Source organism: Aneurinibacillus tyrosinisolvens (assembly GCF_001015055.1).
Lineage (GTDB): Bacteria > Bacillota > Bacilli > Aneurinibacillales > Aneurinibacillaceae > Aneurinibacillus_A > Aneurinibacillus_A tyrosinisolvens.
On sequence record NZ_BBWZ01000004.1, the window covers coordinates 40,843 to 61,751 of the forward strand.

Here is a 20,909-nt window from a genome sequence, read left to right on the forward strand (position 1 = left end):
GCGGGAGACAATGGCGGTCTTTTTCTTATCCAGCAAGAAAAACCCTCCGGGATTCGGAGGGTTTCTTTGCGTTATTTTCTTTTGCCAGCCATAGCGAGGCTGCTATTTCCATATAAAAGGTATTTCTCACGCTCTTTTTTAAACAGAGCGAGCTGTGCCGCATATTTTGCTTCGATTTGCTTCGGTATAAGGCCTTGTTCAAGGTATTGGCCGATTTTATTCGTCCCCATAATTTTATCAAACATGACAATCTCTCGCCCGCTTTTTGGTACTTTAAATTTATTGAGTGAATGGGCGTACGCCAGAGTGTAGATGCCTGTACGAGCCGGATTAAACGTATACGGATTGGTAATCTTTAAGCGAACACCGCCGGCGCTCCCTCTTTTTTCCGGGATGAACTGTACACCCTGCAAACCGGAGCGGTTGAGCAGGACAGCGTATTTTACTGAATCAATGCCTTTTCCGCCAACCCACTTGAAAGCGTCCGCCTGGAAAATTCCTGTTCCTTCTCCAAGGCCGGTTGCCGAGTAGCCGAAGACAGAATCAAGGTTGGGCATTAACGGGGAGCTTTGCACCCATTTTAAGCCTGTATCTTTAAAAATGGTGGACCGTGTGTAGCCTTCCATCGGTACGATTTTAAGATCGGCTCCGATTTTCCGGTTGAAGAACTGGGCCAGTTCCGCGGCTGTCATCCCGTGCGTCATCGGCAGGTTATCTACACCAACAAAAGTTTTGTATTTGTCTTCAAGGACGGGGCCTTCGACAATCGTTCCGCCGAGGGGATTCGGCCTGTCCAGTACAACGATTTGCTTGTTATACTTTTTCGCTGCTGTCATACAGTAGTTCAGCGTTGACATGTACGTATATGAACGCGCGCCAATATCCTGCATATCGAACACGAGGACATCAACGTTGCGGAGCATGCTTTCGGATGGAGTCCGCGTCTTGCCATACAGGCTGTATACCGGGATGCCCAGCGTTTTGTGCCTGTAAGATTCAACATAAGCACCCGCTTTCGCTTTGCCGTCCAGCCCGTGCTCCGGGCTGTAGAGCGCTGTTAGTGAAGCGTTCCTGTAGGAGGCGAGCACATTAATGGTGCTTTGACCCTGGCTGTTTACGCCGGTCTGGTTTGTAATAAGGCCGACTCTCTTTCCATTTATGAAACTGGAATAGTTGCTTAAGAGAAGGTCATCTCCTAGCTTAATCGTGGGTGTTTGTGCTGTGGCCGGCAGGGACAGGGAGCATGCGAAAAACATAAGCAGTGTAAAAACAACAATCCTTCTCTTCTTCATTTTTCTCTCCGTTTCTTTTCCATAAAATTCTTCTTCTTCCTATTTAATTGACGCGCTGACGCCTATTTTGTTTCATAAAAGTAAAAAAAGACAGGTGATTTCTCACCTGTCCTTCCATGCATTATTTTTATGATGTAACTTTGATAACAAAGTACAAATCGTGCCCTTTCTTCTCCGGTTCCTTTACAAGCGTATAGCCGTGTTTAACAACTTCCTCAGGCACGCTTTTAAACGATTGGGGACAGTCCGCAATGACCTGCAGCACCTGTCCGGCTTTCATATTCCGCAGCGCATCCAGCGCATACATAACGGGGTACGGTCAAGGCTCACCGCGAATATCAAGCACAAAATCGATAGCAAGTTCATCCACTTTTTTTCACCTCGATCGCTGTATAACGTTCTTTCCTATTGCATGTTTGAATGCTGAGGTACGTATTTTCCCTCTCCCGTTTTCAAGCCGCGGCCGAAACGATAATGCCTTTCCCACCATACGGAGAAGAAGTACCAGGCAGCAAGCAGCACAAACGTTGCAATGAGGGCTGTAGGGGCCCCCCATGCTTTAATTAGATTGATTTTCGGCCATCCTTTGGCAAGCGCATTGTAAACGCCAAGGTGGTCCCACGCATAAGCGAGGAAGGTTGCACCGATAATATTTCCTGCACCGACAACCCAGAAGTGGAGCTGGCCTTCCATCGCCCGGTACATCCAGCCTGTCTCGCACCCGCCGGCGAGCACGATGCCGATTCCGAATAAAAGCCCGCCAACAAGGGTGCTTGGAGCGGCAACTTTAATTACGGCTTCCATGCCGGACTGAAGGAAGAAGAAAGTGATAAGCACGCTAATCGCCATCCCAATCGCCAGTGCTTTCGTCATGACGGCGCGGCCGCTAATCCACATGTCGCGGAAAGCGGATGTGAAGCAGATTTGCCCTCTTTCAATGGACATTCCAAAGCCCGCACCAAAAAGAGCGGCAATGGCAAGCATTGTTTTTCCTGTGCTGAAGTAGAAGATAACAACACCGATAAAGAGGAGGGCGGCAATAAGACCGAGAATACGCTGGTTCACACGTTTCTTTGCCGGGACCCCCGCTTCAGAAGCTGCGGGTTTCTTAAACGGTTTTAGGTTGGGCTTGCCTCGCCACCAGGAGGTGCCGATGATTTTGACGCCGATATACGTTCCAACTGCAGTAGCAAACATAAAAATCCACGAATGAAAAGAAAATTGCGGAACGCCCGTGAAGAACGCGGCAAGATTGCAGCCGAGTGCCAGCCTTGCGCCAAACCCGGCGATGATACCGCCTGCAAAGCCCTGGACGAGACGACGCTTCTGTTGGGGGACGCGAATCTTGAAATTGTTTCCAAGCAGCACAGTGATTAAAGCGCCGGCCAGCATCCCGATGACAATCCAGCCGTCGGTCCGGTCAAGCGGTGTTCCATTCATTTTGACTAAGTTAAAGTATGCCCAGTTTGAGATATCAACACCAAAAAGCTGAAGCAGATGGCCGCCCAATCTTGTGAATTCTCCTGTTACCGCCCATACCGTCGTTGTAATTCCAAAGTAGAGTGCGCTTAGCAAGCCGGCAATCCCTACAGCAACATACGGACTCCAATAGCGGGAGAACACTTTATCATACATTCCTCGCATCAAAGCAGTTCACCTCTGTATATAAATTTTTATTTTCCACCTACGTGTGCCAGTCTTTCTTAGAAAACAACATACAAATAATTATTATAGAAAACATTGTATGAAAAGTACACTTTAAATTTTTTACATACAAAATGGTTTCAGCTGCCAATAAAACGTGTAATATGTAATTGGAGTCTACATACAAAAAGCTATTTTACTATCACATTTACATTATAAGGAAGAAAGCCATGAGACTAGTAGCAACAGCCAGATGTATTCCGGGGATGGAATTGGCTAAACCTATATTTAATGAAAAAGGAATGGTGCTGCTCGGAAGAGGCGTCGTCCTTACCCAGAGAATGATTGACAATCTAAGACAGCATCAAATTCCTGTTTTATACATACAAGATAAAGCTACGGCGGATATTGAACTGAATGATGTTATTTCCCATGAAGTAAGAGTTGAAGCAATGAATTCGATTCAAACTGTTTTTTCTGCCATTGAAAAGGACACCTTTCGCTGGAGAGGTACGCAGGCCAGCGCAAAAATCGCAGACGAGTTTAAAAAGATCTTCACGATGCTGTACGGGGACCTTCGCCAAACGAAAGAAGCGATGAACATGCTCGTTTACACGCATGTTAAGGAAAACTATGTATTTTCTCATTCGCTGAATGTTACACTATATACAACGGCTGTCGCTATTAAACGCGGTTTTAACACAAAGCAGCTGTCTGAGATTGGGATGGGAGCGCTTCTCCATGATGTTGGGAAGCTGTTTATCCCACAGGGAATTCTACACAAGCCGGGCCGCCTGACCGAAGAGGAATTTGAACAGATAAAAAAGCATACGGAACATGGGTTCGAATTCCTGCGGAAAACATATGAAATTCCTTTGTCATCGGCGCACTGCGCATACCAGCATCATGAGAAATTGAATGGCGGCGGGTACCCGAGAGGGCTAAAGGGAGATGAAATTCATCCCTTTGCAAAGGTGCTGTCTGTGTGCGATGTGTTTGATGCGCTGACAACACACCGGGTATACCGGCGTTCTATGCTGCCCCATGAAGCGATGGAGTTGATTTATACAGAGACGCACACGCACTTCGATGTTGATATCGTGGAAGCGTTTCGCAGTACGATTGCGATTTATCCCATAGGGCTTACCGTAAAAGTAAACACAGGAGAAACAGCGATTGTCATCGGTCAGAACCGCGATGCGCCGACAAGGCCCATTCTCCGGGTTATTAAAGACGCAGGAGGGCACAGCGTGTCCTCTTATTATGATATTGATTTGATGAAGGATTTGTCCGTTATGATTGTCGAATGTGATACCGTATAACAAGAAATCTTCGGGGCTTGCGATTTCGCTCCCCGAAGATTTCTTGTTTTGGGAAGGTGAGAAAAAAACGGATGGATCGTAAATAATAGTTGAGAATACTACACAGACGCAGAAAGAAGGAAACCCGCATGATAGACAGCCGTTTGGAACAATTAGCAGGCATACTTGTCAACTATTCCATAAAAGTTCAACCGGGGGAGCATGTTTTAATCGAGGCGTTTGGGATTGATCATGCTTTTGTAAAGGCGCTTATTCAAAAAATCCATCAAGCCGGCGGACACCCGCATGTAAATATACGGGACTACGAGATTCTCCGGCAATTGCTGCTGAATGGAACAGAAGAGCAAATACGGACCTGGACCCAGGCTGATGCCAAACAGATGAGCATGATGCAGGCTTATATCGGGATCCGCGGAGGCTCAAATATTAGTGAGCTTTCCGATGTACCGGAAGAGAAAATGAAGCTGTACAATCAGCTCTACATGGCGGAAGTCCATTCCAAAATTCGGGTAAAGAAAACGAAATGGGTCGTGCTGCGTTATCCTAATCCATCGATGGCCCAGCTGGCAAACATGAGCACAGCAGCATTTGAGAATTTCTACTTTGAGGTCTGTACAATGGATTACAGTAAGATGAACAAGGCGATGGACCCCCTCGCTCATTTAATGAACGAAACAGATAAAGTCCGGCTGGTGGCGAAAGATACCGATCTTACTTTCTCCATCAAGGGGATTCCGGCGGTTAAGTGCGCCGGCCAGCTCAACATACCGGACGGTGAGGTCTATACTGCTCCTGTGAGGGACTCGGTAAACGGCATTATCAGCTTCAACACGCCGTCTCCTTACAATGGTTTCGTATTCGAAAATATCAAGCTTACTTTTAAAGATGGGAAGATTGTCGACGCGGCTGCGAATGACACAACACGCATTAATAAAATTTTTGACACCGATGAAGGCGCCCGTTATATCGGGGAGTTTTCTATCGCGCTCAATCCGTTTATCCGCGAGCCGATGAAAGATATCTTATTCGATGAGAAAATAGACGGCTCTATCCATTTTACCCCGGGAGAGTGCTATGAGGATGCTTATAATGGAAACGCGTCGGCCATCCACTGGGACATGGTGCTCATTCAGCGCCCTGAATACAGCGGAGGCGAGATTTGGTTTGATGACAGGTTAATCAGGAAGGATGGAAGGTTTGTCATTCCTGAATTGGAAGGGCTGAATCCTGAGTCCTTAAAATAGCCGGAGCAATGCAGAAGAAAAGGAACAATCCAGAAGGAGTTGTTCCTTTTTTAGAAGATATACCGCACCTTTAGCGAGTCTAGAATGTCCTTTAGCTTCTTTCCATCAATCTTGATTGTGTCCAGCAATTCCTCGAAGCTTTCATACACCTCACTTGTCCAACCGCTGAATAACTCAACAAACACCCATCCTTCTTCCTCTAAAAGAATGCAATATCTTGAATCTTTATATAAAAAATCAATTTCTCGTCCGCTTCGCAAATCAGTTTCCAGGTTTTTGTATGTGTAAGTATCTCCAGAGCTGAACTCCACAAAATTGTAATACATACGCTGTCCCTCCTCACTCCGGTTGCCTGTACATTTATTACCTCAGAGCATCTCGCGTGTAACGCTCTCCTGCTAAGAAGCTCGCCTTGCAGGGAAAGGATATAAGCACATATGTTAGAGGTGGCCTATGTTTATCTTACGAGTGGTCGGGGGTGTAAAAGTAAGAAAAAATATTTGTTAATTACATTTAGCTTATGTCTTAAATTGGAAAACGTGAGGTAAAAAGAAAAAAGTGGGCATTAACTGTATTCAAGATTTTTTTCATTCAATAAGACCGAGATGAAGTAGGTCTTCATAGCCAATTTGCTTTGTGACCGGAAGTTTATTTTGCTTTTGATAACGCATAACGGCAAGCTCTGTACCGCCGTCAAAAATGCCATTGCATCTTCCTTTATACAGTCCTGCTGCCTGCAGACGGTTTTGAACGAGCTGGACGAGGGCCCCTCTTGATCCTTTTACAAGAATGCGGTATGTTACGTCCTTATGTCCTGTAATGGGACCGTCAATAACGACCCGTGTGCCAACGGGAATGAGTTCGTATACTTCTTCAACGTCTCTGTTTTTCATTCGAAAACAGCCATGGCTTACATATCTTCCAATGAGCCCCGGCCGATTCGTTCCATGAATTCCGTATGTTCCCCAGGGAACATTTAATTGCAGCCAGCAGCTTCCAAAACCGCCGCCCCATCCGGTATCCTTAGAAACAACACGGTATATGCCGATAGGGGAGGGCGTTTCTTTTGTACCCGGGCCAATGGAAAACTTTTTTATAGGGGTGCCGTCTTTTATTATGTACAGCTTCCGATACCATAAATTAATATACAGTTGATAACTATCCGCTGCCCGGTTTTCAGGTTTTTTTGCCGTAGCAGACGATGCATGTGCCGTACAGGAAAGAAGGAGGGCGATGCTTATTATTTTGGCCATGCGATATAAATGTCTAGTTAACGCGTTCATTCTAGTCATCCCTCCTCCTTTCCGTACACGCCGGCAGTTAAACAAAACCGGGCCGCTTTTTCTACAGGAATTTAAACAGTTCTGCCAAGTATTTCATTGTTACTCACCTCTCCCGTGTTATTTTGTTCATTACGAGGCGATTTTACCCTTTATCCACTTGGCAGTAGACAGGCTGTTTTAAAGCTGAAATTTCTTTAACCCTCCCTGCATCATATCTAAATAAAAGAAAAAAGCAGGACCGGCTTTCCTGGCCTCTGCTTTATTTGCAGCACAATGGTTTAATACACGTCTCTTTTTTCAAAAACAATAATTTCAATAAATAACAGGGCGGCCACATACAGAAAAATAAGCATGATGGAAAACCCAAAGGACATCCCCGAGAACGGGGCCTCTATCCCTCCATTCAGGAGAGGGTTTTGGTCGTAAACTTTCAAATTCAGGTTATTAAAAATAATATATTTAGCTCCCCACTTTTGCGGGATAAGAGAGGTTAATGCCTCACCAGCCAGGTAGAGAAAAATGGAGATTGTAATGGACAACGCACTGCTTTTGGACAACCCCGCAATAAAAAAAGAGAGCGTCATAATGAAAAGGACATCCGGCAGACTGTAAAGGTAGGACTTGCACACAACCCCAAGGGTGAGGGTTCCGCTTCTGCCTGTACCAAACAACAGCAAACCAATGACAGCACATGCTACACATAGAAAAAGAGCGGCAAATAGGATAACAACAACATTGGCCGTATATTTCGATAATAAAATCGATGTGCGGCTTACCGGACGCAGCAGCAGTTGCTTAATTGTGCCATCCTTGAATTCATCATAGAGAGACTGGGCTCCCAGCACGATAGCAAACAAGACAAGAAAGACAGCCAGAAACGACGCCATGCTGTTTGCGAATTTTAAGTAATCCACCGCTGCTCTCATATCAGGAACAATCCGGTTCGCAATGCCAATGCCCCCGATAAGCAGCAAACAGAACAATAGGAAGAATATGAGCTGCTTTTTACTGTTAATTTTTATAATTTCATTTTGTATGAGTGCGAGAAATCTTGTCATAACCGTGTTCCCCCTGTTAAGGTTAAGAACGTTTCTTCAAGGGATTCAGTCCTAATGTTGACCTGGTAAATACCGATTCCAGATTCAACAAGCAATGCGACAATAGCTGGAACCTGCTGTTTAGGGAGCTTAAGCATAATCGTTGTTTCGACTGCCTGGACAGTGCCGAAGGAAGCGAGCAGCAAGACTGCCTTGTCTGGTTCTGTGACTTCAAAAGCAACTTCGACGGCTGTCACGCTATCTTTTCTTTCCTTTATATTGTGTTCTCCGACAAACATTCCGTTCTGTATAATAACGACACGGTCACACATCAATTCAACTTCAGCCAGTAAGTGGCTGGATACAATAATAGCGATGCCTTCTTCTTTCACAAGCTTATATAAGTACCCGCGGAGCTGGTGAATGCCGACCGGGTCCAAACCGTTTGTCGGCTCATCCAGAATAAGAACGCCCGGTTGATGGAGAAGCGCTTGTGCAATTCCAAGGCGCTGACGCATACCGAGTGAGTATGTTTTCACTTTGCGGTGAATCGCATCGGAAAGCTCGACAAGACGAACGATTTCCATGATTCGCTCCCTGCTTATCGATGTATCATACATCCGGGCGAAGTGTTTGAGATTTTGCATCCCTGTCATGTAGCCGTACAGGTCAGGATTTTCTACAATCGCTCCGACATGCTGGAGGGCTTTTGTTCGATCGGTTCTTATGCTATGCCCTTCAATGAAAATATCACCATCCGTCATCGTAATAAGCCCGACCATCATGCGGATCGTGAACGTTTTCCCGGCGCCGTTCGGCCCTAACAGCCCTAAGATTTCTCCGCGCCGGATGGAAAACGATAAATCCCGGATGATTGGTTCTCCGTCGACGGTTTTTGAGACATTATGCAGTTCAACAACATTTTTGTCCGTCATATCTTCATCACAGGCTCAATTAAATCAAACCGGTTGCCATATAAATCCTCAAATACAACCTCGACTCCCCAGGGCACTTGCTTCGGCTCCCCATAAAATTTGATAGCTTCCTCATAATCTTTCACAAGAATCGTAATGTGTCCCATGTTACGAATCATAATGAATAACTCCTTCCAATTTGAATGATTTCAAAAAAATCCTAGTAGGTCATACTCTTCTTTCCCTTCCTTTATTTTACCATTTTACTCGGGGTTAAGAGTATGAGGATGTCAAGCATTATCAGATTGGTAAGCGTTGTTCTTTTGGCATTATCTATCGTTACTTTTTATAACTTGTATTTGCTGAATGAAAGTGCGAAAGAGCGGTAACAAGCGGTAGAACAACAAAAACAGGCGGCATCTTTCACAAAAAGATGCCGCCTGTTTTTGTTGGAGCCTTACTTGTTATTTCTTTATATTTTATGGTTGTGGTGACGGCGGGGTCTGCTTCTCTTGTTCTGTTGATTGTGAGCTTGCATTTACTTCCTTGGCCTGGCCTTCATCTACTTGTGATGGGTTTGGAGACTGCGGCTGAGACGGCGTTACATTTTGCTCCACTGGCTGTGGCGGTTGACTGGTACTGTCTCCTGGAGGTTGTTCCTGATTTTGCTTTGAAGGAGCCGGGGGCTGTTCTTGCGGTAGCGGTTCAGGTGTACGCGGCTGTTGTGTTTCTGACGGCGTTGGCTGCGATTTTACTGTCTCTTTTTTTGCTTTTGCAGACTGTACAGGCTCAGGTAAGGCTGGTTTCGTCCCTCTTTCCTTTTGTTGTTTAGGTAATGGGGGAGGGGGGGTTAACTGGTTTTTGTTTTCTTTTTTTGGGCCTGCTTTCTTTTCCGGTTTTGCATCAGCGGGACTTACTGCTGTTATATCCCTTTGTTGTGAGCGGGAAATCAGACGTACTTCGATCGGTTGATTTTGCGGAAGAGAAGAAAAAGAAGTTGCCGGTATTAGAGAAGATGAGTCTGAATGATCGGCTTCACTGACTTTAATCGGCAGGAAAGAAGAAGGCTGAGGTTTTGGGTGCGTATAAATAAAACCAAAAACACTGCCGGATAAAAGGAGTGCAAACCCTCCTATCCCTGAAAATAACCATGATACTGCCTGGCGTTCTTTCCGATATCGATAGGCCATGAAAAATGACAGCAGAATTGCCAGGGAAAAGGCTAACACAGAAATTAACATTACCATCGTTTTCACCCCTTATGTTCTCCCTCTTCCCGTATTTTTTAGAGGTGAAACGTAAAAGGAGGCTAAAATAGAAACCCAGGTGGTTTATAATGAAAGGACAAGTAGATCTATTCATTTCCTGTCCGCCTTATATTTTGTATTTCTAGGTTAATTTGGCGCATTTGTTTGTTGATTTCGGTCATCTGAGAATAGGTGGTAGAAGGGTGGTTTATTTTTTCGATCAACTCATCTTTTAACCTTTGTAAAAAAACAATTCTTCCTAATAACGCCATATTTTATCACACCTTTCCCGATTGATTTGTGATAATTTTATAACAAAGCAGCGTTTTTTCCTGTTTGTTTGGAAGGTAATATAACAACCATTTTTAAAAACAGCAGCCTGCCGAATTCACTCAATTCAGCAGGCTGTTTACTGTACTTAGCGATATTGATTTGCGTCCATGATTTCTAAATCCTCACGGTACCCTTCATACGCCTGGTGATACTCCATTACACGGGCCACCTCATAAATAAACGATTCATCGTAACCAGCACGGCGCAAGAGGTGAAAGCCCATCTCCATTCCTGCTGCAATGCCCCCGGCTGTAATGATGCGTCCGCTATCGACCACGCGGGATCTGCTTATTTTGCAAGCGGGCGCGAGCTGTGCCAGCCGATCGATCGGCACCATCCCGGACGATGAGGCTTCCACTCGATCGGGCTCCTTCCGGCTTGTCGCCGGTATCCCATCCAGCAAGCCCATATTCCCGTAAATCCAGGAACCTGTGCATACGCTCGTCAGCAGTGTTTTCTGCGGCAGCGATGTAATGTAATCATGCAGGCGGCCGTTATATGTTTCCTGCCGCGTGCCAAATCCTCCCGGAATTAAGAAAGCGTCCATATCGGGTCGATCCGCAAAACTGTAGTTCGGCATGACGGTGAACCCTGCCTGCGTTTGAACCGGATGCATGGAATCAGAAATAAGAAACGCATCCAGTTCCGGATCGAATCGTCTGGCTACCGAAAACACGCCATGGGGAGCCGCATAATCGATAATTTCTGCGTCTTTGAAAACATAAATGCCAAGCCGAAAGCCTCTAATCTGTGTTTCTTCCATAAGGGGAACCCTCCTTTTATGTAAAAGAACAATCTTTTTAGGTAGAACGATCGTTCTTTTTGTATAATTAACTATATAGAACGTTCTTTCTACTGTCAATAAGGAGATGGAAAAATAATGAACACACCGAAGCATTCAGGGAAGAGCGAGGCGGCGGAAAGGATCCTGAGCACTGCCGCAACGCTGTTTTACCAGGAAGGAATCCAGTCTGTCGGAATCGACCGCATCGTGAAAGAAGCAGGCGTTGCGATGAATACAATGTATAAGCATTTTCCTTCAAAAGACAAACTGATTGAGGCCTACCTTATCCGGCGGGATGAAAACTGGCGGAGTTGGTTTACTGAATACATTGAACAGGCAGATACGCCAAGGGAACGCCTTTTAGCTGTTTTTGATGCACTGCATGCATGGTTTCAAACCGGAGATTTCCGAGGGTGCGCGTTTATTAACGCGGTGGGAGAGTTTGGTTCTGAGAAGGGGGAAGTTCGGCGAATCGCCTATGAGCACAAAGAGTTTATACGCGATTATATCCATGGGCTGGCTCGTGAAGTGAAGATAAGCGATCCGGGTACATTTGCGGATCAGCTCATGCTTCTTGTAGAAGGGGCGATCGTGACCGCGCATATTGGAAACAAGAAGGAGTCGGCCCGCCAGGCCAGGGAAGTGGCGAGCGCTTTGCTTGCTGCTCATGGAAGGTAATATAGTATTACGAAAACATTGACTTTGCTAAATAAATGGCAACACCCCACATGATGACGGCCGATATTTTATTCAGCAGGACCATAAGTTTGCCCGATGAGTCGATACGGCCAAAAACTCTGCCGGCCAGTGCAAGGGAAGCAAACCAGATCCAGGATACGCAAATACAGGCTACGCTAAATGCGACCTTCTCCAGACCTGAGTATTGCAAGGAACTGACGCCAATTACACCGATTGTGTCCATGATGGCATGCGGGTTTAAGAGGGACACAGAAGCAGCGAAGATAACCTGTCTTTTAAATGAAAAAGCCTCCGTCTGTTCGCTGGCGTTATTGGACTTGCTTTTCCATGTTATCCATCCCATATACAACAAAAAAACAACACCGACGGATAGTAATATAACCTTAAACAACGGGCTTGTTAATACCAGAACGGATACGCCTGTTACAGCAAAAGTAATCAGCAGCGTATCACAGAGACACGCTGTCAAAACAACGGGCAATGCCCTCCAATAACTGCGCTGGTAGGCTCCTTGCTGAAAAACAAATACATTCTGAACACCTAAAGGCAAAATGAGCCCAAAGGCAAGAACAACGGCATGCATTACGGCTTCTATCATTATGTATCCTCCATTATGTAAAAATGACTACAGTTTTATTTTAAAAATAGAGGAATGATTTGTCTCCATCCATTTGGATGCATGTTAAACCAACCAAATTGCATATCTTTAAAAATCATATGGGGGGGAAAACGGTGAACGCTTTGGATTGGAAACCCAATCGCTTCTCTTCGGTTCCGCTGCATAAGCAAATTGAAGAACATTTAAAAGAAAAAATCAGCAATGGAGAATGGACAATTGGAACAAAGCTCCCTTCCCAGCGCAGGTTAGCAAATCTGCTTAACGTTAATCGCAGCACCGTTGTTACCGCCCTGGATGAACTCGCCTCCCAGGGTTTGATTGAAGGGAAAAAAGGCGGCGGGACAAGAGTGGTGAATACAACGTGGAGCCTGCTGGCGTCCAGTCCGCCTCCTGATTGGAACTCCTTCGTCCGTTCAGGCATTCATCAGCCGAATTTATTGACGGTTCAAGAAATAAACCATGCAGAATTTCGCCCGAATATGATTCGGCTGGGGACAGGAGAACTTTCCCCTGAGCTATTGCCTTATAGGCAAATACAAAATCTGCTTCGAGAGCTTCCTGATCACAATCTGTCTTTAGGATATGAGGAGCCGAAAGGAAATTTGTTTTTGCGCCAAACATTGAGCAAGTATTTAAAAACGATAGGAATTCAGGCTTCTCCCGCATCCATCCTGATTGTATCGGGAGCTCTGCAAGCGCTGCAGCTTATTTCGGTTGGACTCTTACACAGGGGAGCGGCGGTACTGCTCGAGAAACCGTCTTATCTATATTCCGTCCATGTCTTTCAGTCAGCCGGCATGAAGTTATTTGGCGTTCCGATGGACGAATCAGGCATTCAAACTTCGCTGCTTGCTGCATATCAAAAGCAATGCGATGGGGCTTTGCTGTATTCGATTCCGTCTTTTCATAATCCTACCGGGGTGTGTATGACAGAGAAAAGGAGGGCGCAGCTCCTCGAAGTGTGTGAGAAAGAAAGGCTGCCTATCATTGAGGATGACGTGTACCGGGACTTATGGATGGATTGTCCGCCGCCAAGCCCTCTAAAGGCAAACGATAAAAGTGGGAGCGTTCTTTATGTGGGAAGCCTATCGAAAACCGTAAGTCCGGGGCTGAGAATTGGGTGGGTCGTAGGGCCGGAACCGGTAATTGAACGGCTATCGGATATAAAAATGCAGACAGATTACGGCTCCAGTTCTTTATCCCAGTGGGCAGCAGCGGAATGGATTTCAAGCGGGCTATACGCAGAACAGCTTCGCTTTATCAGGAAAGAGCTCAAGGAGCGCAGGGATGCTATGGTCCATTATCTTGAGAAGTATTTTGGCGGAATTGCTTCATGGAATGTTCCGGAGGGCGGATTTTATATTTGGGTTCGGCTCACTTCGCTTGCAGCAACGCGAGAGCTTTTTGAGAAGGCGTTAAAGGAAGGGATTTTGCTTAACCCGGGAAACCTGTATGGTCCTGATACAAGCAATTATTTAAGGCTTTCCTATTCGTATGCATCACTTGCCGATATGGAAAGAGAAATGGCTCGTCTTGCTGCAATCATAAAGAATCTGCTTTTGTAATCTTGCTCTTTCATTCGCAAAACCTTACATAGCCTCCTCGATCCAGCTATACTATCCATGGAGGTAGCACAAAAAAACGGTAAAAGGGGGAGAAAAATGCTGCGATTGTATAGTGCTTTACTTGGCCTTAGTTTAATCTGGGGCCTATCCTTTGTATTTATGAAATGGTTGTTAGAACCAGCCGGTGTTTGGGGCACGGTTTTTCTTCGGTGTCTCGCTGGAGCCATCATTCTTCTTCCAGTTCTATGGAGGAAACGCAAAGAAATCACGGGACCACTACCGTGGAAATCTCTCATTGTCGTTGGAATATGTAATGCCGGGTTACCCTGGGGACTAATATCCCTGAGTGAAACAACAATTCAAAGCAATACGGCTTCTATTTTAAATGCAACAACACCGATTTGGGCAGGGATAATGGGTGTTGTGGTTTTTTCTGTCGTATTAACAGCCCGCCAGTGGTTCGGAATTATGATCGGCTTTTTTGGTATCCTCGTTCTTATGAATTTTCAGTTCGGGCACATTCTTGCACGAGACTTCGTTGGAATTGGCACGATGCTTCTGGCGACCATGAGTTATGGGTTTGCTTCCCAGTATGCAAAACGTTTTCTATCCAATACAGGTGTGCTTGTGATTACAACGTATTCACTGCTTGTAGGAGCCCTTGTCGGCTTAGCAGGCATGGTTCTGACTGAACCGATTAAGCCAGCTATGCTTTTTCATTCCTTGCCTATTTTTGCTGTTATCGGACTTGGATGTTTTGGTTCGGGGATCGCCCATCTGCTTTTTTACTACATGATGGCAAAAGGCGGTCCGGAATTTGCGACGACTGTAACATACGTAATTCCGGCAACCGCGATGATTTGGGGTTATGTTTTATTGGGAGAGCCGATTACTTCAAATCTAATTGTCGGACTTCTTATTATTTTTGCCGGTGTTTATTTATCATCAAAGAAGGCCAAAGCCAAAAGCCAGGTAGAAGCGAGCGGAGCTTAAAAAATGGCCTTTCATATGAAAGACCGCATCAGAACGATAAAGCAGCGATGCCGATGTATTCTTTAAGGGCTGTACTCACATTGGAGAGAGCATTGGCAGACGGGACAAGCTTATTAGCGTAAAGAGTTATGGGACGGCTGCTTTTATAATCTGTTGGATAGGGAGTCACCGTAACTCCAACACCAGAAAAATTACGCACCGAGCGTTCCATATGAAAGGCGGAAGTAACAAGAATCGGCTGCTTGAAATGGTGCCTGCTCAGCATTTCCTTAACATATTTGGCGTTTTCCTCGGTATTCCGGCTTTTGTCTTCCACAATAATTTTGTTTTTGGGAACTCCTAATTCAATTAATTGTCTTCTGGCAATGGATGCTTCATTGCTGGAATCGCTAAAAACCTGCCCGCCGGACAAAATGATGGGCAGGTTTGTTTTATTGTAGAGTCTGACGACCGTCAGCAGGCGATTGGCAGCCGAACCTGACAGCTGACCTGCTCCATTAACGTCCGGTGTCCCGGATGTCGCTCCCCCGCCAAGCATAACGAGCACATCTCCCTGTATTTGTGTGGGAGGATGATAACGGTCTTCCAATGATTTAATTGCTACATCGCCTATGTAAGGAGTGGAAACGATATAAAAGCATACAGCAAGAAGGAGGGGGAAGAAGGGGGGCTTTTTGTTTTTCGATACTGCTGCCAGCTTAAAAGGAGCAGGAGAATAATAAAAATCCCAGGAGGGAGAAAAAAGCTGTATGCGGCTTTAATGACATAAATCAATCTGTTCACCTCTATGGGCTATTATAGCATTATAGTACGATTTTTAATTGGTAATAACAATAGTCCGATTTGGAGATCGGATTATTGTTTGTGATTCATTCATTTGTAAAATTGTACTAAATTCTTAGTGAATTATATACGCTTCTTCAGGCGTGTCAATAGAAGCGGACTTTGCATAATACTTCCCATTCGTTGCGACAGCCAAAATAATAGTTAACATTCCAATTAGACCCATAATATAAAAACAGGCTTTTCTGTCATAAAATCTAACAATGTTGTTTCAAAAATGAAAGATACGTTTCAAAAATGAAATAAATGGTATGGAACTTGTCATTTCAATGCTTTTTTAAAAATTTCCTAAAACGAAAGGTGCTATTTTGTTTCAAAAGTGAAAGATCATGTTCGTTTTTCCTGGTTTGACTATTTAAAATTGCATATAATTTTGGCATTATTCTTGCTTTATTATGTTTATGCGTATATTTCTTAAGGTTAGGTGAGGTGAATAAAGTTGGCTACACGTTATGAGTATGGTGGCGACGAGTTTGTTTTTGTTGAATTGGCTGAGACTATGAATTCGGAAGCAAATTTCCGAGGGGTAGCGATTACTCAGGAGTTAAAAGAAAAAAAGGTGGAGGGGATTCTAGATATTTGTCCTTCCAACGCCTCGTATATGGTTCGGGTAGACCCAGAAATTCTACATCCAAATGAATTAATAGAAATTTTAAAGCAGATTGAATCTGCTATTTCATTAGAAATGGAAATCGTTTCACGCGCGGTAGATGTTCCGATACTTTTTGAAGATCCCTGGACACATGATGCGCTTATGAAATCACGTGATCGCCATCAAGATCCGCAATCTACAGACATTGAATACGCGGCTAGAGTGAATGGATATGAGTCTAAAGAGAAGTTTATTCAAGATCTGACAAACTATCCGTTCCTGGTCTCCATGATTGGCTTTGTTCCAGGTCTGCCATTCTGTTTTCAAATGGTCAACCGTGAACAACAAATTGAAGTTCCTAAGTATGTTCGTCCCCGGACGTATACACCTGAACGTGCTTTTGGTTTTGGTGGAGCATTTGCTTGTATTTATCCGGTTCAGGGAGCTGGCGGGTATCAATTATTTGGTATTGCCGCTGCACCTGTTTTTGACCGTGATCAAAAATTAGCTGATTTCAAAGACTCTATGGTTTTCCCGCGCCAGGGCGATATTTTTCGTTATCGTTCAATTAACAGGGATGAGTATGAACAAATTCGAAGGGAAGTAGAAGAAGGCACCTTTCGATATAAAATTACGGATATCACTTATACCCCGCAAGAGGTTATGGAAAATCCAAAGAAGTTCTCTGAGCAAGTATTAGGGAGGTTGTACCGTGATTAAAGTGCTAAAGCCTGGGCTTCAGACGACAGTTCAAGACAACGGCCGGATTGGTTATTATGAAATCGGAATGCCTCCATCCGGAGCAATGGATCAATATTCCTTTACTGTTGCCAATATGCTGGTTGGCAATAAAAGAAATGCCGCCGTTCTAGAAATCACATACATGGGCCCTGAGTTAGAATTCCAACAGGATACGGTAATTTCTATAACCGGAGGGGAAATTCCTCCCAAAGTCAACGGAGTGCCGGTTCCATTATGGAGTACATTGGAAGTCAACGCTGGCGATGTACTTTCGTTTGATTTTGTGAAATCCGGTGCCCGGGTTTACCTTGCTGTTAAGGGCGGAATCGATGTCCCATTAATTCAGAATTCTCGCTCGACCTACACGCTTTGCGGAGTTGGCGGTTATGAGGGCAGACCGCTTAAAGAGGGCGATGTGCTCCAAAGTGGCAGCGATTCAGAAGCAAGCGTTTCAACAAATACTACCGTTCCTGATTCATATATTCCAAAGTACAGTAAAAATCATGAAATTCGTGTGGTTATGGGGCTTTGCAGCTATCGTCTAATGGAAGAGAGTAAGGAGCGTTTCCATAGTATAGAGTGGACTGTAACTCCGGAGGCCAACCGTGTAGGTTATCGTTTTAAAGGGGAGCGCCTTCAGTTTGTTCCGCGTGAGCAGCCTTTCGGTGCAGGAAGTAATCCTTCTAACGTTGTCGATCTCGGATATCCTATTGGTTCTATCCAGGTTCCTGACGGAATCGAACCGATCGCTTTATTAAATGATGCTGTGACCGGTGGCGGATATGCGACTATTGCTACGATTATTAGCACGGATTTAAGCCGTATGGCTCAGGTTAAAACAAATGATAAAGTTCATTTCGTATCAGTTACTGTAGATGAAGCAATCCAAGAACGCCGAGAATTAAAAGGAAAATTACTAGAAATCGAAAATATCATCAAGAAAGCTTAAAGGAGAGAGCATAGATGGCAAATCAAATCACGATCGTGTCCCCTATTCCTGGAGTTTTTTACAATAAACCAGCCCCAGATCAGCCTGAATTCGTGAACATAGGCCAGGAAGTAAAGGCTAATGATGTTATTGGTTTAATCGAGGTTATGAAAAACTTTTATGAAATTAAGGCGGAGCAAGACGGGGTCGTAGAACGTATTGTTGTAGACAATGAAGACATTGTTGATGCGGGCCAAGAGATTGCTGTGCTTACTGTAAAATAAACAACCTGTGGAGGTGCTTCTATGAGCTATTTTAAAAAGATCCTTATTGCTAACCGTGGGGAAATCGCCCGCCGTGTCATTCGTACCTGCAAACGTTTTAGGCATTCAAACCGTAGCGGTTTACTCTGAAGCGGATGCTATGGCACTATTCGTGGAAGAAGCAGACGAAGCAGTATGCCTTGGCCCGGCGCAGGCTAAGAAAAGCTATCTTGATATCGAAAAAGTAATCGAGGCAGCTAAACAAACCGGAGTTGACGGCGTCCATCCAGGTTACGGATTCCTGTCCGAGAATGCCGATTTTGCTCTCCGTTTAGAACAAGAAGGAATTACGTTCATTGGACCTGATGCGAAAATAATCGAATTAATGGGCAGTAAAATTCAATCCCGCCAGCAAATGAAAAGAGCGGGTGTTCCTGTTGTACCTGGATGGGATGGTTCTTTAGAGTCTGTGGAAGAAGCGCTGGAGCTTGCTGAACAAATTGGCTACCCGCTTATGCTCAAAGCAAGTGCAGGCGGTGGTGGAATCGGGATGGCATTCATTCAAAATCCTGAGGAGCTTAGAAAGGCATACGCAACAACCAGGCAGCGTGCCGAGTCTGCGTTCGGTGACGGAACGTTGTTCCTGGAAAAATTTATTAACAATCCAAGACACATTGAAGTCCAGGTAGCGGGTGACCATGAGGGAAATGTCATTCATTTGTTTGAACGTGAGTGCTCCGTCCAACGTCGCAACCAAAAGGTAGTAGAAGAGAGCCCCTCTCCTTTCCTGGATGAAGAAACCAGTCAAGAGCTGTTGGAGACGGCTGTTCGCGGGGTAAAACAGATTGGCTATACTACAGTAGGAACCATGGAGTTTATTTTCGATGATCAGAAGAATTTTTATTTCCTCGAAATGAATACCCGCCTCCAGGTTGAACACCCTGTAACAGAAGAAATTACGGGTATTGATCTAGTGGAACTACAACTGCGGCTGGCTGCAAAACAACCACTCCCGTTGAAACAAGAAGATGTGAAGAGAACAGGACATTCTATAGAATGCCGTCTTTATGCGGAAGATCCGAAAACCTTTTTTCCTTCCCCGGGAACGGTAACACGCCTAGTTCTTCCGGAAGAAGCGAGGCTGGATTTTGGGATTAAAGAAGGCAATAATGTTACCCCTTTCTATGACCCTATGATCGGAAAAATTATTGTTCACGCGGATACACGTGAAGAAGCGATTGAAAAGATGGATAAGGCACTGGAAAAGATTCAGGTAGAAGGAATAACAACGAACAAAACGCTGCTTCAGATGATCGTGCAAAATAGCGATTTCCAATATGGTGAATATACGACAAAATTCCTTGATAAACTTCTCTTAGTCAATACTTAATTCAAAAGAGATACAAGTATAATTTATAGGAGGAATAGACATGCCTGTAGTAAGAATTGAGATGATTGAGGGCAGAAGCGATGAAATGAAGCTTTCATTAATCCGAGAGGTAACGGATGCGGTGACCCATTCCCTTAACATTGATAAAGAGGAAGTAGACATCCTCATTACAGAAGTGAAGAAGAAAGAGTGGGCAAAGGGCGGAGTGCTCTGGCCATGGAAATGAATTTTGTAGACGCTTCTATGCCAAATCTAAACTGAAAGGAAGAGGGTAAGATGCCAAAGGTAGATTTGAATTGTGATATGGGAGAAAGCTTTGGTTTATACAAATTAGGTAATGATGAAGAAATGATGCAATATATTACATCGGCCAATATCGCCTGCGGTTACCACGGCGGTGATCCCCATGTTATGCGGAAAACAATAGAATTGGCTAAGGAATACGGGGTAGCTATTGGAGCTCATCCAGGTTTTCCTGATTTATTAGGTTTTGGACGTAGACATATGAGTTCTACTACTTCCGAGATAAAAGATTATGTCACATATCAAATGGGAGCCCTGCGAGAGTTCGCTTCCGCTTTTGGTATGAAGCTTCAGCATTGCAAACCCCATGGTGCTCTTTATATGCTGGCAATGGAAGATGAAAAAGTGGCCAGGGTAATCTTGGAGGCGATTGCCGAAACAGGGTCAGATACGATTGTATATGCAATGAATCATTCAGCTGTTGTAGAAGCGGGCGAAAAAATGGGGATCCGAGTAGCCAAAGAAGTATATTCTGACCGCGAACATACGGCTACCGGCTCCATTGTCCTTACAAGAAAAGGTTCAACGATTCAAGATTACCATAAGGTGGCAGAACGGGTCGTTCGTATGGTAAAGGAAGGTAAAGTAATGGCAAATACGGGTGAGGATGTATCACTTAAAGCAGAAACGGTATGTATTCATGGGGATACACCTGGAGCTCCTCTTTTAGCAAAAGCCATAGTGAAAGCCCTAACAGCAGAAAATATTGAAATTGCTCCAATCCATGATGTTTTAAATACACGTGTATAAAACAAGGAATTAAACCTGTTTACGCAGCCTGAGTCTGGAATTCTAAGAGACTCAGGCTGTTTAACTTTGTGTGAAAACGGTCCTGGCTAAAATTAGATCGTTGATTCTTAAAAAAGTTTGTTA

The 20,909-nt window shown here is 44.6% G+C and carries 23 protein-coding genes and 1 pseudogene; 11 read left to right on the top strand and 13 right to left on the bottom strand.

Annotation, left to right across the window (positions count from 1 at the left end):
- Positions 1 to 71: 71 nt before the first annotated feature.
- The 3 genes from MBEAL2_RS05095 to yedE all read right to left on the bottom strand — a co-directional run bounded on the left by MBEAL2_RS05095 (position 72) and on the right by yedE (position 2,936).
- Positions 72 to 1,292 (bottom strand): DUF1343 domain-containing protein, encoded by a 1,221-nt coding sequence (locus tag MBEAL2_RS05095; RefSeq protein ID WP_047151263.1) that lies wholly within the window; start codon positions 1,290 to 1,292, stop codon positions 72 to 74.
- 127 nt (positions 1,293 to 1,419) lie between these two features.
- Positions 1,420 to 1,599 carry a sulfurtransferase TusA family protein gene (locus MBEAL2_RS05100; RefSeq protein WP_047151264.1) on the bottom strand — a complete coding sequence of 60 codons (180 nt, stop codon included), beginning with the start codon at positions 1,597 to 1,599 and terminating at the stop codon, positions 1,420 to 1,422.
- Between the two features lie 98 nt (positions 1,600 to 1,697).
- Positions 1,698 to 2,936, bottom strand: coding sequence for a selenium metabolism membrane protein YedE/FdhT (gene yedE, locus MBEAL2_RS05105; RefSeq protein WP_047151265.1), 1,239 nt, complete (start codon positions 2,934 to 2,936; stop codon positions 1,698 to 1,700).
- A gap of 230 nt (positions 2,937 to 3,166) precedes the next feature.
- Between yedE and MBEAL2_RS05110 the strand changes: the two genes are divergently transcribed.
- Together MBEAL2_RS05110 and MBEAL2_RS05115 are read left to right on the top strand one after the other, a co-directional pair.
- Complete coding sequence (locus MBEAL2_RS05110; protein WP_047151266.1) at positions 3,167 to 4,258, top strand: HD-GYP domain-containing protein; 1,092 nt, start codon at positions 3,167 to 3,169, stop codon at positions 4,256 to 4,258.
- 128 nt (positions 4,259 to 4,386) lie between these two features.
- Positions 4,387 to 5,502: an aminopeptidase gene (locus MBEAL2_RS05115; RefSeq protein WP_047151267.1), complete on the top strand. Its 1,116-nt coding sequence runs from the start codon at positions 4,387 to 4,389 to the stop codon at positions 5,500 to 5,502.
- A 50-nt stretch (positions 5,503 to 5,552) separates the two neighbouring features.
- Here MBEAL2_RS05115 and MBEAL2_RS05120 read toward each other — a convergent pair whose 3' ends face one another.
- The 8 genes from MBEAL2_RS05120 to MBEAL2_RS05145 form a co-directional block, all read right to left on the bottom strand.
- Positions 5,553 to 5,828, bottom strand: a complete 276-nt coding sequence (locus MBEAL2_RS05120) for a hypothetical protein (RefSeq protein WP_047151268.1) — start codon at positions 5,826 to 5,828, stop codon at positions 5,553 to 5,555.
- A 261-nt stretch (positions 5,829 to 6,089) separates the two neighbouring features.
- The gene (locus MBEAL2_RS05125) at positions 6,090 to 6,794 is read right to left on the bottom strand and encodes a L,D-transpeptidase family protein (RefSeq protein WP_236692688.1); all 705 of its coding nucleotides are present in this window, start codon (positions 6,792 to 6,794) and stop codon (positions 6,090 to 6,092) included.
- 269 nt (positions 6,795 to 7,063) lie between these two features.
- Entirely contained in the window at positions 7,064 to 7,843 is a 780-nt protein-coding gene (locus MBEAL2_RS05130; protein ID WP_047151270.1) for an ABC transporter permease, read from the bottom strand.
- Positions 7,840 to 8,757, bottom strand: coding sequence for an ABC transporter ATP-binding protein (locus MBEAL2_RS05135; protein ID WP_047151271.1), 918 nt, complete (start codon positions 8,755 to 8,757; stop codon positions 7,840 to 7,842). Before MBEAL2_RS05135 ends, MBEAL2_RS05130 begins: the two co-directional genes overlap by 4 nt.
- Complete coding sequence (locus MBEAL2_RS32210) at positions 8,754 to 8,915, bottom strand: VOC family protein (protein ID WP_173427694.1); 162 nt, start codon at positions 8,913 to 8,915, stop codon at positions 8,754 to 8,756. Before MBEAL2_RS32210 ends, MBEAL2_RS05135 begins: the two co-directional genes overlap by 4 nt.
- 300 nt (positions 8,916 to 9,215) lie before the next feature.
- Complete coding sequence (locus MBEAL2_RS05140) at positions 9,216 to 9,983, bottom strand: hypothetical protein (RefSeq protein ID WP_152667707.1); 768 nt, start codon at positions 9,981 to 9,983, stop codon at positions 9,216 to 9,218.
- A gap of 107 nt (positions 9,984 to 10,090) precedes the next feature.
- Positions 10,091 to 10,255, bottom strand: coding sequence for a hypothetical protein (locus MBEAL2_RS31635; protein ID WP_161798173.1), 165 nt, complete (start codon positions 10,253 to 10,255; stop codon positions 10,091 to 10,093).
- A 146-nt stretch (positions 10,256 to 10,401) separates the two neighbouring features.
- Positions 10,402 to 11,079 (bottom strand): DJ-1/PfpI family protein, encoded by a 678-nt coding sequence (locus MBEAL2_RS05145; protein ID WP_047151273.1) that lies wholly within the window; start codon positions 11,077 to 11,079, stop codon positions 10,402 to 10,404.
- Positions 11,080 to 11,196: 117 nt separating this feature from the next.
- Here MBEAL2_RS05145 and MBEAL2_RS05150 point away from each other — a divergent pair, with 117 nt between their 5' ends.
- On the top strand, positions 11,197 to 11,778 hold the full coding sequence (locus MBEAL2_RS05150; protein ID WP_047151274.1) for a TetR/AcrR family transcriptional regulator: 582 nt from the start codon (positions 11,197 to 11,199) through the stop codon (positions 11,776 to 11,778).
- Positions 11,779 to 11,785: 7 nt separating this feature from the next.
- On the opposite strand, the gene MBEAL2_RS05155 is transcribed toward MBEAL2_RS05150, so the two are convergent.
- The gene (locus tag MBEAL2_RS05155) at positions 11,786 to 12,397 is read right to left on the bottom strand and encodes a LysE/ArgO family amino acid transporter (protein ID WP_082129768.1); all 612 of its coding nucleotides are present in this window, start codon (positions 12,395 to 12,397) and stop codon (positions 11,786 to 11,788) included.
- Positions 12,398 to 12,531: 134 nt separating this feature from the next.
- Here MBEAL2_RS05155 and MBEAL2_RS05160 point away from each other — a divergent pair, with 134 nt between their 5' ends.
- Both MBEAL2_RS05160 and MBEAL2_RS05165 read left to right on the top strand, forming a co-directional pair.
- Positions 12,532 to 13,983 carry an aminotransferase-like domain-containing protein gene (locus tag MBEAL2_RS05160; RefSeq protein ID WP_152667708.1) on the top strand — a complete coding sequence of 484 codons (1,452 nt, stop codon included), beginning with the start codon at positions 12,532 to 12,534 and terminating at the stop codon, positions 13,981 to 13,983.
- Positions 13,984 to 14,079: 96 nt separating this feature from the next.
- Positions 14,080 to 14,976 (top strand): DMT family transporter, encoded by an 897-nt coding sequence (locus MBEAL2_RS05165; RefSeq protein WP_047151275.1) that lies wholly within the window; start codon positions 14,080 to 14,082, stop codon positions 14,974 to 14,976.
- A 28-nt stretch (positions 14,977 to 15,004) separates the two neighbouring features.
- Here the strand turns inward: MBEAL2_RS05165 and MBEAL2_RS05170 are convergent, their stop codons facing one another.
- On the bottom strand, positions 15,005 to 15,565 hold the full coding sequence (locus MBEAL2_RS05170) for a YdcF family protein (RefSeq protein WP_236692689.1): 561 nt from the start codon (positions 15,563 to 15,565) through the stop codon (positions 15,005 to 15,007).
- A 693-nt stretch (positions 15,566 to 16,258) separates the two neighbouring features.
- On the opposite strand from MBEAL2_RS05170, the gene MBEAL2_RS05175 reads away from it, so the two are divergent.
- The 6 genes and pseudogenes from MBEAL2_RS05175 to MBEAL2_RS05200 all read left to right on the top strand — a co-directional run bounded on the left by MBEAL2_RS05175 (position 16,259) and on the right by MBEAL2_RS05200 (position 20,786).
- Positions 16,259 to 17,131: a 5-oxoprolinase subunit B family protein gene (locus tag MBEAL2_RS05175; protein WP_236692690.1), complete on the top strand. Its 873-nt coding sequence runs from the start codon at positions 16,259 to 16,261 to the stop codon at positions 17,129 to 17,131.
- Positions 17,124 to 18,101, top strand: coding sequence for a 5-oxoprolinase subunit C family protein (locus MBEAL2_RS05180; RefSeq protein WP_047151277.1), 978 nt, complete (start codon positions 17,124 to 17,126; stop codon positions 18,099 to 18,101). Before MBEAL2_RS05175 ends, MBEAL2_RS05180 begins: the two co-directional genes overlap by 8 nt.
- 14 nt (positions 18,102 to 18,115) lie before the next feature.
- Positions 18,116 to 18,364 carry an acetyl-CoA carboxylase gene (locus MBEAL2_RS05185; protein ID WP_047151278.1) on the top strand — a complete coding sequence of 83 codons (249 nt, stop codon included), beginning with the start codon at positions 18,116 to 18,118 and terminating at the stop codon, positions 18,362 to 18,364.
- 21 nt (positions 18,365 to 18,385) lie between these two features.
- Positions 18,386 to 19,733, top strand: a pseudogene (locus MBEAL2_RS05190) (acetyl-CoA carboxylase biotin carboxylase subunit).
- 40 nt (positions 19,734 to 19,773) lie between these two features.
- Positions 19,774 to 19,959, top strand: coding sequence for a 2-hydroxymuconate tautomerase (thmT, locus tag MBEAL2_RS05195; protein WP_047151279.1), 186 nt, complete (start codon positions 19,774 to 19,776; stop codon positions 19,957 to 19,959).
- Positions 19,960 to 20,009: 50 nt separating this feature from the next.
- Entirely contained in the window at positions 20,010 to 20,786 is a 777-nt protein-coding gene (locus MBEAL2_RS05200; protein ID WP_047151280.1) for a LamB/YcsF family protein, read from the top strand.
- Positions 20,787 to 20,909 lie beyond the last annotated feature (123 nt).

What these genes read in the sequence shown, in the direction of transcription:
- MBEAL2_RS05095 (WP_047151263.1), bottom strand. Translation starts at nt 1,292, where the DNA reads ATGAAGAAGAGAAGGATTGTTGTTTTTACACTGCTTATGTTTTTCGCA.
- MBEAL2_RS05100 (WP_047151264.1), bottom strand. Translation starts at nt 1,599, where the DNA reads ATGTATGCGCTGGATGCGCTGCGGAATATGAAAGCCGGACAGGTGCTG.
- yedE (WP_047151265.1), bottom strand. Translation starts at nt 2,936, where the DNA reads ATGCGAGGAATGTATGATAAAGTGTTCTCCCGCTATTGGAGTCCGTAT.
- MBEAL2_RS05110 (WP_047151266.1), top strand. Translation starts at nt 3,167, where the DNA reads ATGAGACTAGTAGCAACAGCCAGATGTATTCCGGGGATGGAATTGGCT.
- MBEAL2_RS05115 (WP_047151267.1), top strand. Translation starts at nt 4,387, where the DNA reads ATGATAGACAGCCGTTTGGAACAATTAGCAGGCATACTTGTCAACTAT.
- MBEAL2_RS05120 (WP_047151268.1), bottom strand. Translation starts at nt 5,828, where the DNA reads ATGTATTACAATTTTGTGGAGTTCAGCTCTGGAGATACTTACACATAC.
- MBEAL2_RS05125 (WP_236692688.1), bottom strand. Translation starts at nt 6,794, where the DNA reads ATGACTAGAATGAACGCGTTAACTAGACATTTATATCGCATGGCCAAA.
- MBEAL2_RS05130 (WP_047151270.1), bottom strand. Translation starts at nt 7,843, where the DNA reads ATGACAAGATTTCTCGCACTCATACAAAATGAAATTATAAAAATTAAC.
- MBEAL2_RS05135 (WP_047151271.1), bottom strand. Translation starts at nt 8,757, where the DNA reads ATGACGGACAAAAATGTTGTTGAACTGCATAATGTCTCAAAAACCGTC.
- MBEAL2_RS32210 (WP_173427694.1), bottom strand. Translation starts at nt 8,915, where the DNA reads ATGATTCGTAACATGGGACACATTACGATTCTTGTGAAAGATTATGAG.
- MBEAL2_RS05140 (WP_152667707.1), bottom strand. Translation starts at nt 9,983, where the DNA reads ATGGTAATGTTAATTTCTGTGTTAGCCTTTTCCCTGGCAATTCTGCTG.
- MBEAL2_RS31635 (WP_161798173.1), bottom strand. Translation starts at nt 10,255, where the DNA reads ATGGCGTTATTAGGAAGAATTGTTTTTTTACAAAGGTTAAAAGATGAG.
- MBEAL2_RS05145 (WP_047151273.1), bottom strand. Translation starts at nt 11,079, where the DNA reads ATGGAAGAAACACAGATTAGAGGCTTTCGGCTTGGCATTTATGTTTTC.
- MBEAL2_RS05150 (WP_047151274.1), top strand. Translation starts at nt 11,197, where the DNA reads ATGAACACACCGAAGCATTCAGGGAAGAGCGAGGCGGCGGAAAGGATC.
- MBEAL2_RS05155 (WP_082129768.1), bottom strand. Translation starts at nt 12,397, where the DNA reads ATGATAGAAGCCGTAATGCATGCCGTTGTTCTTGCCTTTGGGCTCATT.
- MBEAL2_RS05165 (WP_047151275.1), top strand. Translation starts at nt 14,080, where the DNA reads ATGCTGCGATTGTATAGTGCTTTACTTGGCCTTAGTTTAATCTGGGGC.
- MBEAL2_RS05185 (WP_047151278.1), top strand. Translation starts at nt 18,116, where the DNA reads ATGGCAAATCAAATCACGATCGTGTCCCCTATTCCTGGAGTTTTTTAC.
- thmT (WP_047151279.1), top strand. Translation starts at nt 19,774, where the DNA reads ATGCCTGTAGTAAGAATTGAGATGATTGAGGGCAGAAGCGATGAAATG.
- MBEAL2_RS05200 (WP_047151280.1), top strand. Translation starts at nt 20,010, where the DNA reads ATGCCAAAGGTAGATTTGAATTGTGATATGGGAGAAAGCTTTGGTTTA.